Origin of the sequence: Pseudomonas fluorescens (assembly GCF_902497775.2) — a bacterium.
Lineage (GTDB): Bacteria > Pseudomonadota > Gammaproteobacteria > Pseudomonadales > Pseudomonadaceae > Aquipseudomonas > Aquipseudomonas putida_F.
Genome location: NZ_OZ024668.1, coordinates 4935661 through 4952267 on the forward strand (window position 1 = coordinate 4935661; position 16607 = coordinate 4952267).

The following is a 16607-nucleotide window of genomic DNA, read 5'->3' on the forward strand; positions in this document are numbered from 1 at the left end:
CTACAAAACTGTAGGAGCGGGCTTGCCCCGCGATAAATCCAGCACTGTTGATCAGTCTTCCAGCAGCTCTTCAGCAGTACCCAGGATGTTTTCCAGGGTGAAACCGAACTCTTCGAACAGGGCCGACGCAGGTGCCGACTCGCCGTAGGTGGTCATGCCGATGACGCGGCCTTCGAGGCCGACGTACTTGTACCAGAAGTCGGCATGAGCCGCTTCGATGGCGATACGCGCGCCGACTTGCAGCGGCAGCACCGACTGCTTGTAGCCAGCATCCTGGGCGTCGAAGACGCTGGTCGATGGCATCGACACGACGCGGACCTTGCGGCCTTGCTCGGTCAGCTTGTCGAAGGCCTGAACCGCCAGGCCGACTTCCGAACCGGTAGCGATCAGGATCAGCTCAGGCTCGCCGGCGCAGTCTTTGAGGACGTAGCCACCGCGACTGATGTTGGCGATCTGCTCGGCATCACGCTCCTGGTGCTGCAAGTTCTGGCGCGAGAAGATCAGCGCCGATGGGCCGTCTTTACGCTCCAGGGCGAACTTCCAGGAGACCGCCGATTCGACGGCATCGGCTGGGCGCCAGGTGTCCAGGTTCGGGGTGCTGCGCAGGCTGGTCAGCTGTTCGATCGGCTGGTGGGTCGGGCCGTCTTCGCCCAGACCGATGGAGTCGTGGGTGTAAACGTGGATGACCCGCTGCTTCATCAGCGCCGACATGCGCACCGCGTTGCGGGCGTATTCCATGAACATCAGGAAGGTCGCGCCGTAAGGCACCAGGCCGCCGTGCAGGGCAACGCCGTTCATGATCGCGGTCATGCCGAACTCGCGCACGCCGTAGAACATGTAGTTGCCGCTGGCGTCTTCAGCGCTGACGCCTTTGCAGCCTTTCCACAGGGTCAGGTTGGAGCCGGCAAGGTCAGCCGAGCCGCCCAGCAGTTCAGGCAGCAGCGGGCCGAAGGCGTTCAGGGCGTTCTGGCTGGCTTTACGGCTGGCGATGGTCTCGCCCTTGGCCGCGACTTCAGCAATGTAGGCCGCTGCTTTTTCGGCGAAATCAGCCGGCAGGTCACCGCTCAGGCGACGCACCAGCTCATTGGCCAGCTCCGGGTGAGCCGCGGAGTAGGCAGCAAAACGCTGGTCCCATTCGGCTTCAACGGCTTTACCGGCTTCCTTGGCATCCCACTCGGCATAGATATCGGCCGGGATTTCGAATGGACCGTGGTTCCAGTTCAGCGCTTTGCGCGCCAGGGCGATTTCGTCGTTGCCCAGCGGAGCACCGTGGCAATCTTCCTTGCCCTGCTTGTTCGGCGAGCCGAAACCGATGATGGTCTTGCAGCAGATCAGGGTCGGCTGCTCGCTCTTGCGTGCGGTATCGATGGCGGTGCGGATCTCGTCGGCGTCATGGCCGTCGACATTGCGGATCACCTGCCAACCGTAGGCTTCGAAACGCTTTGGCGTGTCATCGGTGAACCACCCTTCGACTTCACCGTCGATGGAGATGCCGTTGTCATCGTAGAAGGCGATCAGCTTGCCCAGGCCCAGGGTACCGGCCAGGGAAGCGACTTCGTGGGAAATGCCTTCCATCATGCAACCATCACCCAGGAACACATAGGTGTGGTGATCGACGACGTTGTGACCTTCGCGGTTGAACTGGCCAGCCAGGACTTTTTCCGCCAGGGCGAAACCGACGGCATTGGCCAGGCCCTGACCCAATGGGCCAGTGGTGGTCTCGACGCCCGGGGTGTAACCGAGCTCCGGGTGGCCCGGGGTACGGCTGTGCAGTTGACGGAAGCCCTTCAGGTCGTCGATCGACAGGTCGTAACCTGTGAGGTGCAGCAGCGAGTAGATCAGCATCGAACCGTGGCCGTTGGACAGCACAAAGCGGTCACGGTCAGCGAAGTTCGGGTTGGTCGGGTTGTGCTTCAGGTAGTCACGCCACAGAACCTCGGCGATATCCGCCATGCCCATAGGGGCACCGGGGTGGCCGCTGTTGGCCTTTTGCACGGCATCCATGCTGAGGGCACGAATGGCGTTGGCACGCTCACGACGGCTGGGCATCGCTTATCTCCTGGGTGTTGAATTAGTTACGAAACGAAAAAAGGCGGCCATTTTCGCCCAGGCACGTGCCCGGGGGCAATGACGGATGGTCGATGCAGCATGATTTTCCTGTGATTGAGAGAAGAATCAGGCGTTAACCCGGGCAAACAGCCAGATCGGCTGCTTGGACTGCGACGAATTGCCCCGCTTATCGTGCAATATCAAAACTTTTTGATATTGGCCTTGCGAGGTAATCGCTGCCTGACTAGACTGCCGCTCCATGAACCTACCCGTGTCGTCGATCCGTCAAGAGCAAAGCGATGCGCTGGCTGCCCTGTGCAAAGCCGGCGGCGATCCGCTGCGCCTTAACGTATTGCGCGCACTGGCCAGCGATTCGTTCGGCGTGCTGGAACTGGCGCAGATCTTCGCCATCGGCCAGTCGGGCATGAGCCATCACCTCAAGGTGTTGGCCCAGGCCGGCTTGGTGGCGACCCGTCGCGAGGGCAATGCGATCTTCTACCGCCGCGCCCTGCCCGACGGCCTGAGCCTGGGCGGCAAGCTGCATGCGGCCTTGCTCGAAGAGGTCGACGGGCTGAGCCTGGCCGATGAGGTCCAGGCCCGTATCGCCCAGGTGCAACAACGGCGGGCGGCCACCAGCCAAGACTTTTTCCTGCGTGTCGAAGAGAAATTTCGCGCCCAGCAGGACTTGATCGCCGGCTTGCCGCAATACCGCGAAAGCCTGCTGGCCCTGCTCGACAAACTCAGTTTCGAAGCCAGCGCCGATGCCCTTGAAGTGGGCCCCGGCGATGGCGAATTTCTTCCCGAGCTGGCCCGGCGCTTTACCCGGGTCACTGCCCTGGACAACAGCCCGACCATGCTCGACCTGGCCCGCCAGGTCTGCGAGCGCGAAGGTCTGGCTAATGTGAACCTGCAGTTGGCCGATGCACTCAGTGCAACGGATGTGGAAGCCGACTGCGTAGTGCTGAACATGGTCCTGCACCATTTCAGCGCCCCGGCCGAAGCCCTGCGGCAGCTGGCCAACCGCGTGAAACCAGGCGGAAGCCTGTTGGTAACAGAGTTGTGCAGCCACGACCAGAGCTGGGCCAGAGAGGCCTGTGGCGATATCTGGCTGGGCTTCGAGCAGGACGACCTGGCCCGTTGGGCCAGCGCTGCGGGACTGGCTCCCGGGGACAGCCTCTATGTGGGCTTACGTAATGGTTTCCAGATTCAGGTCCGCCATTTTCAGCGACCGGCTGGCGACATCACCATCGGTAAATTTTAGGAACCCGTCGAGATGAGCGAATACTCCCTTTTCACCTCCGAGTCCGTGTCTGAAGGGCATCCGGACAAAATCGCCGACCAGATTTCGGATGCGGTGCTGGACGCCATCATCACCCAGGACAAATTCGCCCGCGTAGCCTGCGAAACCCTGGTGAAAACCGGCGTAGCAATCATCGCTGGCGAAGTCACCACCTCGGCCTGGGTCGATCTGGAAGACATCGTTCGTAAAGTCATCGTCGATATCGGCTACAACAGCTCCGACGTCGGCTTCGACGGTGCGACCTGCGCAGTCATGAACATCATCGGCAAGCAGTCGGTCGACATTGCCCAGGGCGTTGACCGCAGCAAGCCTGAAGACCAGGGCGCCGGCGACCAGGGCCTGATGTTCGGCTACGCCAGCAACGAAACCGACGTGCTGATGCCAGCACCGATCTGCTTCTCGCACCGTCTGGTCGAGCGCCAGGCCGAAGCGCGCAAGTCCGGCCTGCTGCCGTGGCTGCGCCCGGATGCCAAGTCACAGGTTACCTGCCGTTACGAAGGCGGCAAGGTCGTCGGTATCGACGCCGTGGTGCTGTCAACCCAGCACAATCCTGAAGTGTCGCAAAAAGACCTGCAGGAAGCGGTGATGGAGTTGATCGTCAAGCACACCCTGCCGGCAGAACTGCTGCACAAGGACACCCAGTTCCACATCAACCCGACCGGCCAGTTCATCATCGGCGGCCCGGTAGGCGACTGTGGCCTGACCGGTCGCAAGATCATCGTCGACAGCTACGGCGGCATGGCCCGTCACGGCGGTGGTGCGTTCTCCGGCAAGGACCCGTCCAAGGTTGACCGTTCCGCTGCCTACGCCGGTCGTTATGTCGCCAAGAACATCGTCGCCGCCGGCCTGGCCGAGCGTTGCGAGATCCAGGTTTCCTACGCCATCGGTGTTGCGCAGCCGACTTCGATCTCGTTGAACACCTTCGGCACCGGCAAGATCTCCGACGACAAGATCGTCCAGCTGGTGCGCGAGTGCTTCGACCTGCGTCCGTACGCGATCACCACCATGCTCGACCTGCTGCACCCGATGTACCAGGAAACCGCTGCCTACGGTCACTTCGGCCGCATCCCGCAGCAGAAGACTGTCGGCGACGACACCTTCACCACCTTCACCTGGGAACGCACCGACCGCGTCGACGCCTTGCGCGCCGCTGCCGGTTTGTAAAAACCAGGTAGTCAAAAAGCCCCGCCCGGGAAACCGGACGGGGCTTTTTTTTGGTTCTTCACGGGTTGCCGGGGGCTATGATCCTTGGGTTGGGATGTTGAGGTTTCTAGCTTATCCAGGATTCCGTGAAGAACCTTTTTTTTGGGGATCGTATTCCCTCCTGTGGGGCTGGCCTTGCCAGCGCTCGCCTCGACACATGACCTGACAGTTGCAAACCCTCAAGGCGAACAATCTTTCCTAGGCTTGGTATTCCACCTCACCGAGCAAGGATGCTCGCCATGCTGCACAAGCCACTGTTGTTCCTTCTGCTCTTGTTTTGGCTGCTCCCGGCACACGCGCAGACCTGTCCTGACTGGCTGCCTATCCAAGCCCGGGCAGAAATCCGCCAGCTCCAGCAAACCCTCGCTGACTGGGACGACCACTATCACCGTCAGGGCGCCTCGCTGGTCGCTGACGAACTCTACGACCAGAGCCGCACACGCCTGAGCCATCTGCAAAGCTGCTTCCCCTCGCTGACCACGCCGCAGGACAACCCGCTGAAAACCGCCGTCGGCCCCCTGCGTCACCCGATTGCCCATACCGGCCTGGGCAAGCTGGCCGACGATGCCGCAGTCAAAGCCTGGCTGCACGGCAAGCAAGACCTGTGGATTCAACCCAAGGTGGACGGCGTGGCCGCCACCCTGGTCTATCGCGGCGGTAAGCTGGTGCAACTGATCAGCCGCGGCGATGGCATCCATGGCCATGACTGGAGCCGGCACATACCGGCTCTGGGCACACTCAACCAGCAGCTACCCGAGCCCCTCGACCTGGTGCTCCAGGGCGAACTGTTCTGGCGCCTGGACGGCCACGTGCAAGCCAACGCCGGCAGCCTCAACGCCCGCGGCAATGTCGCTGGCCTGCTCGCGCGCAAACGCATCAGTGCCGAACAGGGTGCGGTGGTCGGGTTGTTTGTCTGGGCCTGGCCGCTGGGGCCGGCCGATCAGCGCGAACGACTCAAGGGCCTGAGTGCGTTGGGTTTTGAGCATAGCGAACGCTACAGCGAGCCCTTGAGCAGCTTCGCCGAGGCGGCCAGGTGGCGTGAGCATTGGTACCGCAGCCCGCTGCCGTTCGCCAGCGACGGCGTTGTGCTGCGTCAGGGCAAGCGCCCGGACGGCAGGCGCTGGCAAGCACGCGACCCTCACTGGATAACCGCCTGGAAATACCCCTTTGCCCAGGCCTTGGCTGAAGTCAGTGACGTGCAGTTCAACATTGGCCGCACCGGACGCATCACCCCGGTGCTGAAGATCGAGCCGGTGCAACTGGATGACCGGCAGATCCGCCAGGTCAGCCTCGGCTCCTTTCAACGCTGGCAGCAACTGGATATCCGCCCCGGCGACCAGGCAGCCATCAGCCTGGCCGGGCTGACCATTCCGCGCCTCGATGACGTAGTACACCGCAGCGTTCAACGCCTGGACCTCAAGGCCCCTGACCCTGCCCGCTACCACTCGCTCAGTTGCTGGCAACCAAGCGAAGGCTGCCGCAGCCAGTTCCTCGCCCGCCTCAGCTGGCTCAGCGGCAAGCAAGGCTTGGACATGCCGCGCCTGGGCCCTGGCACCTGGGAAAAACTGATCGACAGCGGGCATGTTCGTGGTCTGGGCGACTGGCTTGATCTGCAGGATGAAGACTTGCAATCGGTACCCGGGCTGGGTGAGCGCAGTCGCCAGCACTTGCTGCAGGCCTTCGACCAGGCTCGCCAGCAGCCCTTCGCTCGCTGGCTCAGTGCCCTGGGCGTTCCAGCCGCAACGCCCGTGGCTGCGGATACCACCTGGGCAGGCCTGCTCCAGCGCGATGCCGAGCAGTGGCTGAACGAACCGGGCATTGGTCGCGGGCGCAGTGCTCAATTGCTGGCATTTTTCCGCTCGCCGGAGGTGCAGATAGTGGCCGAACAATTGCGCAGACACACAATCGAGGGTTTCTAATTTTCCCGGATCAGGGCAGCATCATGGGTTCTGCCAAGCCCGCGACAACGGAGCCCCTAATGAAACTGCTTTCCCCGCTTGCCCTGTTCACCGCCTGTTCACTCCTGGCCACGCCCTTGCTGGCTGCCGAACAACAGCCAGGCCTGACCGGTTGCGCAGCCAAGAAGCAAGCTATCAGCGAACAGATCGAACAGGCTCGTGCCCATGGCAACAGCGATCAGCAAGCCGGCCTGGAAAAAGCCCTCAGCGAAGTGACCGAGCACTGCACCGACGCCAGTCTGCGCAAAGAGCGCGAACAAAAAGTCCTCGATGCCCGCCACGAAGTGAACCAACGCACCAAGGACCTGGACAAGGCCATGAAGAAAGGTGACGCCGAGAAGATCAACAAGCGCAAGGACAAGCTGGCCGAGTCCAAGAAGGAACTGCAAGAAGCCCTGGATGTGCTGGAGAAGTAATCGATAGGAGCGGCGACTGGACTGGCCTCATCGCGGGTCAAGTCGAGGCGTCGCACCGCCGTCCCTACAGTAGATCAGTGATTACGAAACTCGGTATGACAGGCTTTGCACGCCGCCTCGACCTTGTCCATCGGCGCAGCCAGCTGGGCCGCCTTGAGCGGCTGGGTACGCGTCGCCGCAACCAGCTCGGCGGTGCTGGCTTCCATCTGCCGGGCCAGGTCCTGGAAGCGTGCCTGCTTCTCCCAGACATCAGCGCGAGCGCTGGTATCATCCTCTTCGCGAACCTGCGGGAAGTGCTTCCAAGGTTCCCGGGACAGGTTATCGAGCTTGACCGCGCCATCGGCGAACTTCTGCCCATCGAAAGCCAGGCGTCCGCGCAGCATGCCGCCCAGGTCTTCGCTGGTCTTGAGCATTTGCTTGAAGATCGTCTTGCGCTGGCCCAGTGGCGAGTTGGGATCGACCCCGCCACAGGCACTCAGGGTCAAACACGCCAGCAGTACAACAGAAAGTCGCTTGAGCATCTTGATCACTTCGGCTCACGGAAAAAGGCGGCCAGTATCCTCGCCTCACCGGCAAAGACCAATACCCTTATTAAAACTACGGTTTGCGAAACAGGCTGCAAGCCGCGCCAACCGTCGAGGAAACCCGTTGATGAAACTTCCTTTTCGCCACCTTGGCTGGACCCTGTCAGTGCTGGCCCTGCTGGCCGGTTGCAACGGCAGCGTGCCGGAAAAGCCCAAGCCCCACCCGCTGGCCACCTACGTCGGTGCCACCTGGAAAGACCTGCCACAGGTCAGTGACAGCGACCTGGTCGCCGGTTTCGAGTCGTGGCGCAGTGCCTGCGAACGGCTCAAGCGTGATGCGATCTGGGCCAACACCTGCACTGCAGCGGCAACCGTTGCTGCCAGCCCGGCTGAAATACACAGCTTTCTCCAAACGCAGTTGGACGTCTACAGCATGCGTTCGGCCGAGAACAACGCCAACGGCCTGATCACCGGCTACTACGAGCCGGTCTATCCCGGCAGTCTGACCCAGACCGACAGCGCCGACGTGCCGGTCTATGGCGTTCCGGACGACATGATCGTGGTGGCGCTGGACAGCGTCTATCCCGAGCTCAAGGGCAAGCGCCTGCGCGGCCGCCTTGACGGCCGGGTGCTCAAACCCTACGACACCGCGCAAACCATCAACGCCCAGGGCGCCAAGGCTCCGGTGCTGGCCTGGCTGACCGATCCGATGGACCTGCAATTCCTGCAGATCCAGGGCTCGGGTCGCATTCAGCTGGACGACGGCCGCCAACTGCGCATCGGCTACGCCGACCAGAACGGCCACCCTTATCGTCCGATTGGCCGCTGGCTCGTGGAACAAGGGCAGTTGAAGAAAGAGGAAGTGACCATGGGTAGCATCCATGCCTGGGCGCAGAGCAACCCGACGCGGGTCCCGGAACTGCTGGCGAGCAACCCCAGCTACGTGTTTTTCAGTGCCCGTCCGGACAGCAACGAAGGCCCGCGCGGCTCGCTCAATGTGCCGTTGACCGCAGGTTACAGCGTGGCCATTGACCGCAAGGTGATTCCATTGGGCAGCCTGCTCTGGCTCTCCACCACCCGCCCTGATGGCGCTCCGGTGGTACGCCCGGTGGCCGCCCAGGATACCGGCGGAGCCATCACCGGCGAAGTGCGCGCCGACCTGTTCTGGGGCACTGGCACTGAAGCCGGCAAACTGGCCGGTGACATGAAGCAGCAAGGCCAGATCTGGCTGCTGTGGCCCAAGGGCGCAGCCTTGCCGGCCGTGCCCCAGGTGCCGTGACGCGGCTCAGATCGAGACGAAGAAGAACGACGCGATCAGGCCCAGGCCGACGAACCACACCAGCGAACGCAGGGCGGCCCAGTCGGCCAGGTAGCAGATGATGTAGAGCAGGCGGCTGGTGATGTAGAGCACCGCCAGCACGTCCTGGGTCACCTGCTCGGCATTGCCGACGATGTCGGCGATGATCACCGCTGCGGCGAACGCGGGGAAGGCTTCGAAGCTGTTCAATTGCGCCGCGTGGGCTCGACGCGGCAAGCCCTCCAGCTTATCGAGGAAGGCCCGCGGGTCGTGGTTCTGGCGCAAGCTGAAGCGACCGCTGCCAACCTTGGCGATGCTGGTACACACAATGGGCAGGAACAACGCAATCAGTACACACCAGAAGGCAACGGTCATGGCCAAGTCCTTGTCAGTAGAATTATCAGAGTTTCATGATCAGCATGCCGATCAGCACCAGGGCACAGGCTAAGAGCCTCGGCCCGCCAAAAGGTTCTTTGAGGTAGCGCATCCCGAACAGCACCACCAGGATAACGCTGACCTCACGCAGCGCCGCGGCCTCGGCCACCGAGCCCAGTTGCATGGCCCAGAGCACCAGGGCGTAGCTGAACAACACGCAAAACCCCACCGCCAGCCCCAACCGCCACTGCAGGCGCCAGAACAGTATGAACGGCGCCCGCCGGGCCACCCCTGCCAGCAACGGAAAGGGCCAGGCACTGACCAGCGTCAGCCATACAAGATAGTCCAGTGGCTGCGACCACAGGCGGATCGCCTGGCCGTCGAGCCAGGTGTAGCAACCGATGCACAGGCCGATCAAGGCCACCACCGGCAGCATCGACCAGGGCAGCCGGTCACCGCCGCCGCCCTGCAAGAGCAAGCAGGCCATGCCACAAGGGATCAACATGATGCCGATGATCTGCTGACTGCTCAGGGCCTCTCCGGCAAAAGTCAGGGTCAGCGCCAGCACCACCAGCGGCGACAAGCCACGCATCAACGGGTAGACCAGCCCCAGGTCGCCGACCCGATAGGCTTGAATCAGCAGGAAACGATAGAAGAGCTCAAACACTGCCGAGGCCAGCATCCAAGGCCAGACCTCAGCCGGCGGAACCTGAACGAACGCGACCATGGCGACGGCAAACACCAGCGCCACCACGTCCATGCTGGCAATCACCAGCAGGCGTTCGCCGCTGAATTTGATCAGAGTGTTCCAGGTCGCGTGCAACAGCGCCGCGACCAGTACCAATGAAGTGGCTAACACACAGAGGTCCTTGGCAAGGCAGGTGAGGTCATCAATGGCCAGCCGCTATATAACCACTTCAGCGCAGGCTGCTGGAAACGAAATCGAAGGAACGCGGTCAACGAATCCAGTCAAAAGTGTGTCCCGAAGCCCTCGGCAGGTCATCAAAGAAATGCCCGAGGCTATCGGGTGTCGACTTGGAAGCCACTACAGGACCTAGGATGCTTGAGCTCGTTGCTGCGTTTATCTGTTTGACCACCCTCCTCACCTATGTGAATTACCGTTTCATCGGCCTGCCGCCAACCATCGGCGTGATGGTCACCGCCTTGTTGTTCTCACTGCTGCTGCAGGGCCTGAGCGTGATCGGCTACCCCGGCCTGGAAGAGCGCGTGCAAGGCTTGATGAACCAGATCGACTTCAACGATCTGCTGATGCACTGGATGCTTTCGTTCCTGCTGTTCGCCGGCGCCTTGCACGTAAACCTTGCCGACCTGCGCAGCTACCGCTGGCCGATCGGCCTGTTGGCGACCGTCGGTGTGCTGATCGCCACCGTGGTCATCGGTTTTCTCGCCCACTGGATTTTCGCCCTGTTCGGCTGGCACGTGAGCCTGCTCTATTGCCTGCTGTTCGGCGCATTGATCTCGCCAACCGACCCGATCGCAGTACTCGGCGCACTGCGTACCGCCAATGCCTCCAAGCCACTGAAGACCACCATTGTCGGCGAGTCGCTGTTCAACGACGGCACCGCAGTCGTGGTGTTCACCGTGCTGCTGGGCATCGCCCAGCTTGGCGAAACACCGACGCTGGCTGACACCGCGATCCTGTTCGCCCGCGAAGCCATTGGCGGCGTGGTGTTCGGCGGCCTGGTGGGCTACATCACCTACCGCATGATCAAGAGCATCGAGCAGTACCAGGTCGAGGTCATGCTGACCCTGGCACTGGTCATCGGCGGCTCGGCCATGGCCTATGAACTGCACGTTTCGGCCCCGATCGCCATGGTCGTGGCCGGTCTGATCATCGGCAACCTGGGCCGCAACCTGGCGATGAACGACATGACCCGTCGTTACCTGGACGGCTTCTGGGAACTGATCGACGACATGCTCAACGCCCTGCTGTTCGCCCTGATCGGCCTGGAGCTGTTGCTGCTGCCGTTCTCGTGGATGCACCTGGCGGCTGCCGGCGTGCTGGCAGTGGCGATTCTGCTGTCGCGTCTTTTGACCGTGGCCCCGGCCATCGTCATGCTGCGCCGCTGGCGGCCTGTACCGCGCGGCACCGTGCGGGTACTGACCTGGGGTGGCCTGCGTGGTGGCGTGTCGGTGGCCCTGGCCCTGTCGCTGCCATCGGGCACCGAGCGTGACCTGCTGCTGAGCATCACCTACATCGTGGTGCTGTCGTCGATCCTGTTGCAGGGCCTGACGATCGGGCGGGTGGTGCGCGGGGTTACCGAGCAGCCTTGAGGGCCTCATCGCGGGGCAAGTCCGCTCCTCCAGTGAGAGCGGCGGTGCGACGCCTCGACTTGACCCGCGATGCTTTGGTTACTCCACCGCGGTATCGAACTGATCCTTGATGTACTTGATCTCGGTGCGCCCGTGCGGCGCCGGCAGGCCGTCTTCACCCAGGTTGACGAAGACCATGCGGTCGACGGTGAGGATGCTCTTGCGGGTGATCTTGTTGCGCACTTCGCACTTGAGGGTAATCGAGGTGCGGCCGAATTCGGTGGCGGTGATGCCCAGTTCGATGATGTCGCCCTGGCGCGAGGCGCTGACGAAGTTGATCTCCGAGATGTACTTGGTCACCACGCGCTGGTTGCCCAGCTGGACGATCGCATAGATCGCCGCCTCTTCGTCGATCCAGCGCAGCAGACTGCCGCCGAACAGGGTGCCGTTGGGGTTGAGGTCTTCGGGTTTTACCCATTTGCGGGTGTGGAAATTCATATCTGCTCCTGACCGTCTTGCCAATCGATGTGGGTAATGATGGCAGAGCCTGACCCCCTCCTCCATTTAACATCGACTATGGTCTCGATTAATCGACAGAAAACCTTGGGCAGTTGCGCCGGCGCAGCTATAATCGCCAACGTTTCAAAACGGTCATTGTCATCCACGACCGTTCCCGCCACCTGTCCGAGGGGCGCTGCAGCAGGTTCAACCTGTCAGGCTCGGATGGGGCGTTGTCCGGCCAGGCCTGCCTGCGGACACTAAACGCACAACGGCGCCCATTCGCACACTACGAATGGAGGCTCTCAATGAGCGCTGTAAACACGCCTGCTGGTTTTACCGATTACAAAGTCGCCGACATCTCCCTGGCTGCCTGGGGCCGTCGCGAGACCATCATTGCTGAATCGGAAATGCCTGCGCTGATGGGCCTGCGCCGCAAGTACCTGCAAGAGCAACCGCTCAAGGGTGCGAAAATCCTCGGCTGCATCCACATGACCATTCAGACCGCCGTGCTGATCGAGACCCTGGTAGCCCTGGGTGCCGAAGTACGCTGGTCGTCCTGCAACATCTTCTCGACTCAAGACCAGGCCGCTGCGTCCATCGCCGCTGCCGGCATCCCGGTTTTCGCCTGGAAAGGCGAGACCGAAGAAGAGTACGAGTGGTGCCTGGAGCAGACCATCCTCAAGGATGGCCAGCCATGGGACGCCAACATGATCCTCGACGACGGCGGTGACCTCACCGAGCTGCTGCACAAGAAGTACCCGGCTGTGCTTGAGCGCGTCCACGGCGTCACCGAAGAGACCACCACCGGCGTACACCGCCTGCTCGACATGCTGGCCAAGGGCGAGCTGAAAGTCCCGGCGATCAACGTCAACGACTCGGTCACCAAGAGCAAGAACGACAACAAGTACGGCTGCCGTCACAGCCTCAACGATGCCATCAAGCGCGGCACCGACCACCTGCTGTCGGGCAAGCAGGCGCTGGTCATCGGTTACGGTGACGTGGGCAAGGGCTCGGCCCAGTCGCTGCGTCAGGAAGGCATGATCGTCAAGGTTTCCGAAGTTGACCCGATCTGCGCCATGCAGGCCTGCATGGATGGCTTCGAGCTGGTCTCGCCGTTCATCGACGGTATCAACAACGGCACCGAAGCGAGCATCGACAAGGCCCTGCTGGGCAAGATCGACCTGATCGTGACCACCACCGGTAACGTCAACGTCTGCGACGCCAACATGCTCAAGGCCCTGAAAAAGCGCGCCGTGGTCTGCAACATCGGCCACTTCGACAATGAAATCGACACCGCTTTCATGCGCAAGAATTGGGCCTGGGAAGAAGTCAAACCACAGGTACACAAGATCCACCGTACCGGCCACGGCGACTTCGACCCACAGAACGACGACTACCTGATCCTGCTGGCCGAAGGCCGCCTGGTGAACCTGGGCAACGCCACCGGTCACCCGAGCCGGATCATGGATGGCTCGTTCGCCAACCAGGTCCTGGCGCAGATATTCCTGTTCGAACAGAAGTACGCCGACCTGCCAGCCGCTCAGAAAGCCGAGCGTCTGACCGTTGAAGTCCTGCCGAAGAAACTTGATGAAGAAGTGGCCCTGGAAATGGTCCGCGGCTTCGGTGGCGTTGTGACCCAACTGACCCCGCAGCAGGCCGAATACATCGGCGTTACTGTTGAAGGGCCATTCAAGCCACACGCCTATCGCTACTGAAAGTTGGTAGCTGCAAGCTACAAGCTGCAAGCGGTTCGCGCCGCTTCTGCTTGTCGCTTGCGGCTTGTAGCTTGCCGCTGAAGAGAATCTTCTATGTCTCAGGAACGTCGTTACAGCTTCGAGTTCTTCCCGACCAAGACCGATGCTGGACATGAAAAACTGCTCGCCACTGCCCGCCAGCTGGCCAGCTACAACCCGGATTTCTTCTCCTGCACCTATGGCGCCGGTGGCTCGACCCGCGACCGCACGCTCAACACCGTGCTGCAGCTGGAAAGCGAAGTGAAAGTCCCCGCTGCCCCGCACCTGTCGTGCGTCGGCGACAGCAAGGATGACCTGCGCTCGCTGCTGACCCAATACAAGGCAGCCGGCATCCAGCGCATCGTTGCCCTGCGCGGCGACCTGCCGTCGGGCATGGGCATGGCCAGCGGTGAGCTGCGCTACGCCAACGAGCTGGTCGAGTTCATCCGCCAGGAAAGCGGTGATCACTTCCATATCGAAATCGCCGCCTACCCGGAGATGCACCCCCAGGCGCGCAACTTCGAAGATGACCTGAAGAACTTCGTGCGCAAGGCCAACGCCGGTGCCAACAGCGCCATCACCCAATACTTCTTCAACGCCGACAGCTACTTCTACTTTGTCGAGCGCGTGCAGCAGATGGGTGTGGATATTCCTGTCGTGCCGGGGATCATGCCGATCACCAACTACAGCAAGCTGGCGCGCTTCTCCGACGCCTGCGGCGCCGAGATCCCACGCTGGATCCGCAAGCAGCTGGAAGCCTATGGTGACGATGTGAAGAGCATCCAGGCCTTTGGCGAAGAAGTTATCACCCGCATGTGCGAACAACTGCTGCAAGGCGGCGCACCCGGGTTGCATTTCTATACCCTGAACCAGGCCGAACCAAGCCTGGCGATCTGGAACAACCTCAAGTTGCCCCGCTGATCGGCTCGCTACACCACCAGTAACAATTGCTTCAGAATACTGAAAAGGCCTTTAGCTTACGCTAAGGGCCTTTCTGCATTCCTATCCCTCTGACGGATTTTCGTGCCTACATGCGCCAAGGACTTACCCCAGCTCGACCGCAACTCGTGTACCTGGTCTTCGGGCCACATACCTATCATCAGGAAGCCCAGTTCAGCATCGTCAGCGCCCTGGCCAACCTGCGCAAGACTCCCGGGGAAGCTCTTGATATCCAGGTCTATAGCGACAATCCCGAACCCTACCAGCACCTGCCGGTAACCGTTCACCTGCTCGACGCCGCCACCCGCGAGGCCTGGAACCAGCCCTACGGCTATCACTTTCGCAGCAAGCACGTGGTTCTGCGCCAAGTGCTGGCCACCGCGCCCATGGCCGTGCTGATCGATACCGATACGTTTTTCCATCAGTCACCCATCGAACTGTTCCGCCGGGTCAAGCCGGGCACCCTGCTGTGCAACGCCATCGGCAGTACTTATGGCAGTGATCCGCAGTGTCCGCTGTTCCAGACTCTGGCGACGATGCTCAAGGAACGCGGGCTGGCCGACCACAACATGCCGCTGCTGAACTCCGGGGTCATCGGCCTGGTCCAGGAGGACGCGCCGCTGCTCGATCGCTCCATCGCCTTGATGGACGAGTATTATCCGCACGCCAACGGTGCCTACACCCTGGAAGAATTCTGCCTGGCCGTGGCCGCCTACCGGCACCTGCAGGTCAACCAGTGTACTGACCTGATCCACCACTACTGGAGCCGCAAGCAGCTGTTCCGGGCCAAGGTCCAGGCCTGGCTGGCCAAGCACCAGCATGCGCCCCTGTGCGAAGAGGCGCTGGCCGACGTCAACCGTGTCAATGCCCAACTGCCCAAACCGCCCACCTTGCAGCGCCTGGGCTACAAGGCACTGAGCCTGGCCCTGCCGAGCGAACAGCGCCAGTTCATGCGCGAGCTGCTCAATGGCTGCTACGACTACCCCAACGAGTTCGACCGCGCTTGCGCCAACGCCTGGTGGGACAAGGCTCTGGATAACGCCAACGCCCGTCATCCTCGGCCAATCTGCCCCGATACCTTGCACCGCTGGTTCGATCATCCGGGCATGCGCCTGTCGTTGGGCCGCAAGCACCGCACCGTGCGTGATTCACTGTTAAAGCGATCACAGCGCTGACAACCCGGCTGGATCGACATGCACGGCTACTAGCCATAGCCGTGCGCACGTCGTAATCTCCAGCCATGCCCGATTTCACCCGCCTGTTGACCGCGCTGTTTCTCACTTGCCTGAGTGCCTTTGCCTACGGCGAGAAGCTGCGTATCGTCACCGAACCCTGGGCCCCCTATGTCTATCTCGAAGACGGCCAGGCCAAAGGCCTCGACTATGAGGTGACCGCCGAGGTGTTCAAGCGCCTGGGGGTCGAGGTGCAATGGCAGTTCCTGCCGTGGAAACGCTGCCTGGCCATGATCGAACAGGGCCTTGCCGACGGTGTGCTGGATATTTTCCAGACCGAACAGCGCGACAGCCAGCTGTTCTACCCCAGCGAGCCGCTGTCTGACGTCGAATTTACCCTGTTCTATGCCAATGAGCGCCCGCACAAGGTCAAGCGCCTGGAAGACTTGCGCGGCCTGACGGTCGGCACCTCGCCTGGTTACAGCTACGGCGCGGCGTTCATCGAGTCGCCGCTGTTCACCCGCGAGCCTGCGCCGACCCACGAGGCCAACTTCGGCAAGCTCCAGCGCGGGCGCATCGATCTGCTGATCACTGACCGCCGGGTGGGTCGTTATCTTGTGCGCAATCTGGGCCTGGAGCAGCAGATCAGCGAGCTGCCGCTGGTGGTCAGCCGCCAGAGCCAGTACCTGGCAGTACGCCGCAATGTCGGCATGGACCTGCTGGCCCGGCGCTTCGCCGCCGAGCTGCGCCGCTTCAAGCGCGAGCCGGCCTATGCCGAACTGCATGCCCGCTACACCAATGCCGGGGAAAACTTTCAACCCGCCGTTGAGCAGCAGGAACGCAGCACGCACTGAATGCTCTGTTAT

Annotated in this window: 15 protein-coding genes and 1 riboswitch; of the genes, 10 read left to right on the plus strand and 5 right to left on the minus strand. The window is 61.9% G+C overall.

What is annotated here, in order from left to right:
• Positions 1 to 51 precede the first annotated feature (51 nt).
• Positions 52 to 2049, minus strand: coding sequence for a transketolase (gene tkt / locus F8N82_RS22740; RefSeq protein ID WP_095162101.1), 1998 nt, complete (start codon positions 2047 to 2049; stop codon positions 52 to 54).
• Between the two features lie 259 nt (positions 2050 to 2308).
• Here tkt and F8N82_RS22745 point away from each other — a divergent pair, with 259 nt between their 5' ends.
• From F8N82_RS22745 to F8N82_RS22760, 4 genes are all read left to right on the plus strand, one after another.
• On the plus strand, positions 2309 to 3310 hold the full coding sequence (locus tag F8N82_RS22745) for an ArsR/SmtB family transcription factor (RefSeq protein WP_038997514.1): 1002 nt from the start codon (positions 2309 to 2311) through the stop codon (positions 3308 to 3310).
• A gap of 12 nt (positions 3311 to 3322) precedes the next feature.
• Complete coding sequence (gene metK, locus F8N82_RS22750) at positions 3323 to 4513, plus strand: methionine adenosyltransferase (protein ID WP_038997515.1); 1191 nt, start codon at positions 3323 to 3325, stop codon at positions 4511 to 4513.
• Positions 4514 to 4791: 278 nt separating this feature from the next.
• A complete protein-coding gene (gene ligB, locus F8N82_RS22755) occupies positions 4792 to 6471 on the plus strand; it encodes an NAD-dependent DNA ligase LigB (protein ID WP_052251594.1) in 1680 nt (559 codons plus the stop codon).
• A gap of 59 nt (positions 6472 to 6530) precedes the next feature.
• On the plus strand, positions 6531 to 6926 hold the full coding sequence (locus F8N82_RS22760) for a DUF1090 domain-containing protein (protein WP_038997516.1): 396 nt from the start codon (positions 6531 to 6533) through the stop codon (positions 6924 to 6926).
• 74 nt (positions 6927 to 7000) lie between these two features.
• Here the strand turns inward: F8N82_RS22760 and F8N82_RS22765 are convergent, their stop codons facing one another.
• The gene (locus tag F8N82_RS22765; RefSeq protein ID WP_038999648.1) at positions 7001 to 7447 is read right to left on the minus strand and encodes a c-type cytochrome; all 447 of its coding nucleotides are present in this window, start codon (positions 7445 to 7447) and stop codon (positions 7001 to 7003) included.
• 130 nt (positions 7448 to 7577) lie between these two features.
• Here F8N82_RS22765 and mltA point away from each other — a divergent pair, with 130 nt between their 5' ends.
• Complete coding sequence (mltA, locus tag F8N82_RS22770; RefSeq protein ID WP_038997517.1) at positions 7578 to 8729, plus strand: murein transglycosylase A; 1152 nt, start codon at positions 7578 to 7580, stop codon at positions 8727 to 8729.
• 6 nt (positions 8730 to 8735) lie between these two features.
• Here mltA and F8N82_RS22775 read toward each other — a convergent pair whose 3' ends face one another.
• Positions 8736 to 9122, minus strand: a complete 387-nt coding sequence (locus F8N82_RS22775; protein ID WP_038997518.1) for an MAPEG family protein — start codon at positions 9120 to 9122, stop codon at positions 8736 to 8738.
• Positions 9123 to 9147: 25 nt separating this feature from the next.
• Positions 9148 to 9981, minus strand: coding sequence for an EamA family transporter (locus tag F8N82_RS22780; protein WP_038997519.1), 834 nt, complete (start codon positions 9979 to 9981; stop codon positions 9148 to 9150).
• 200 nt (positions 9982 to 10181) lie between these two features.
• Between F8N82_RS22780 and F8N82_RS22785 the strand changes: the two genes are divergently transcribed.
• Positions 10182 to 11417: a cation:proton antiporter gene (locus F8N82_RS22785; protein ID WP_038997520.1), complete on the plus strand. Its 1236-nt coding sequence runs from the start codon at positions 10182 to 10184 to the stop codon at positions 11415 to 11417.
• Positions 11418 to 11495: 78 nt separating this feature from the next.
• Here the strand turns inward: F8N82_RS22785 and F8N82_RS22790 are convergent, their stop codons facing one another.
• A complete protein-coding gene (locus F8N82_RS22790; protein WP_010221517.1) occupies positions 11496 to 11894 on the minus strand; it encodes an acyl-CoA thioesterase in 399 nt (132 codons plus the stop codon).
• Between the two features lie 182 nt (positions 11895 to 12076).
• Positions 12077 to 12181, plus strand: a riboswitch (S-adenosyl-L-homocysteine riboswitch).
• A gap of 21 nt (positions 12182 to 12202) precedes the next feature.
• On the opposite strand from F8N82_RS22790, the gene ahcY reads away from it, so the two are divergent.
• The 4 genes from ahcY (at position 12203) to F8N82_RS22810 (ending at position 16595) form a co-directional block, all read left to right on the plus strand.
• Positions 12203 to 13612 carry an adenosylhomocysteinase gene (ahcY, locus tag F8N82_RS22795; RefSeq protein WP_038997521.1) on the plus strand — a complete coding sequence of 470 codons (1410 nt, stop codon included), beginning with the start codon at positions 12203 to 12205 and terminating at the stop codon, positions 13610 to 13612.
• 93 nt (positions 13613 to 13705) lie between these two features.
• Positions 13706 to 14551 (plus strand): methylenetetrahydrofolate reductase [NAD(P)H], encoded by an 846-nt coding sequence (gene metF, locus F8N82_RS22800; RefSeq protein WP_038997522.1) that lies wholly within the window; start codon positions 13706 to 13708, stop codon positions 14549 to 14551.
• 110 nt (positions 14552 to 14661) lie between these two features.
• Positions 14662 to 15744, plus strand: a complete 1083-nt coding sequence (locus tag F8N82_RS22805) for a hypothetical protein (RefSeq protein WP_038997523.1) — start codon at positions 14662 to 14664, stop codon at positions 15742 to 15744.
• A gap of 65 nt (positions 15745 to 15809) precedes the next feature.
• On the plus strand, positions 15810 to 16595 hold the full coding sequence (locus F8N82_RS22810; RefSeq protein WP_038997524.1) for a substrate-binding periplasmic protein: 786 nt from the start codon (positions 15810 to 15812) through the stop codon (positions 16593 to 16595).
• Positions 16596 to 16607 lie beyond the last annotated feature (12 nt).

Coding starts and splice junctions, on each gene's coding strand:
- ahcY (WP_038997521.1), top strand. CDS start 12,203: ATGAGCGCTGTAAACACGCCTGCTGGTTTTACCGATTACAAAGTCGCC.
- F8N82_RS22745 (WP_038997514.1), top strand. CDS start 2,309: ATGAACCTACCCGTGTCGTCGATCCGTCAAGAGCAAAGCGATGCGCTG.
- F8N82_RS22775 (WP_038997518.1), bottom strand. CDS start 9,122: ATGACCGTTGCCTTCTGGTGTGTACTGATTGCGTTGTTCCTGCCCATT.
- mltA (WP_038997517.1), top strand. CDS start 7,578: ATGAAACTTCCTTTTCGCCACCTTGGCTGGACCCTGTCAGTGCTGGCC.
- F8N82_RS22810 (WP_038997524.1), top strand. CDS start 15,810: ATGCCCGATTTCACCCGCCTGTTGACCGCGCTGTTTCTCACTTGCCTG.
- metF (WP_038997522.1), top strand. CDS start 13,706: ATGTCTCAGGAACGTCGTTACAGCTTCGAGTTCTTCCCGACCAAGACC.
- F8N82_RS22765 (WP_038999648.1), bottom strand. CDS start 7,447: ATGCTCAAGCGACTTTCTGTTGTACTGCTGGCGTGTTTGACCCTGAGT.
- F8N82_RS22760 (WP_038997516.1), top strand. CDS start 6,531: ATGAAACTGCTTTCCCCGCTTGCCCTGTTCACCGCCTGTTCACTCCTG.
- F8N82_RS22790 (WP_010221517.1), bottom strand. CDS start 11,894: ATGAATTTCCACACCCGCAAATGGGTAAAACCCGAAGACCTCAACCCC.
- F8N82_RS22785 (WP_038997520.1), top strand. CDS start 10,182: ATGCTTGAGCTCGTTGCTGCGTTTATCTGTTTGACCACCCTCCTCACC.
- F8N82_RS22805 (WP_038997523.1), top strand. CDS start 14,662: ATGCGCCAAGGACTTACCCCAGCTCGACCGCAACTCGTGTACCTGGTC.
- metK (WP_038997515.1), top strand. CDS start 3,323: ATGAGCGAATACTCCCTTTTCACCTCCGAGTCCGTGTCTGAAGGGCAT.
- tkt (WP_095162101.1), bottom strand. CDS start 2,049: ATGCCCAGCCGTCGTGAGCGTGCCAACGCCATTCGTGCCCTCAGCATG.
- ligB (WP_052251594.1), top strand. CDS start 4,792: ATGCTGCACAAGCCACTGTTGTTCCTTCTGCTCTTGTTTTGGCTGCTC.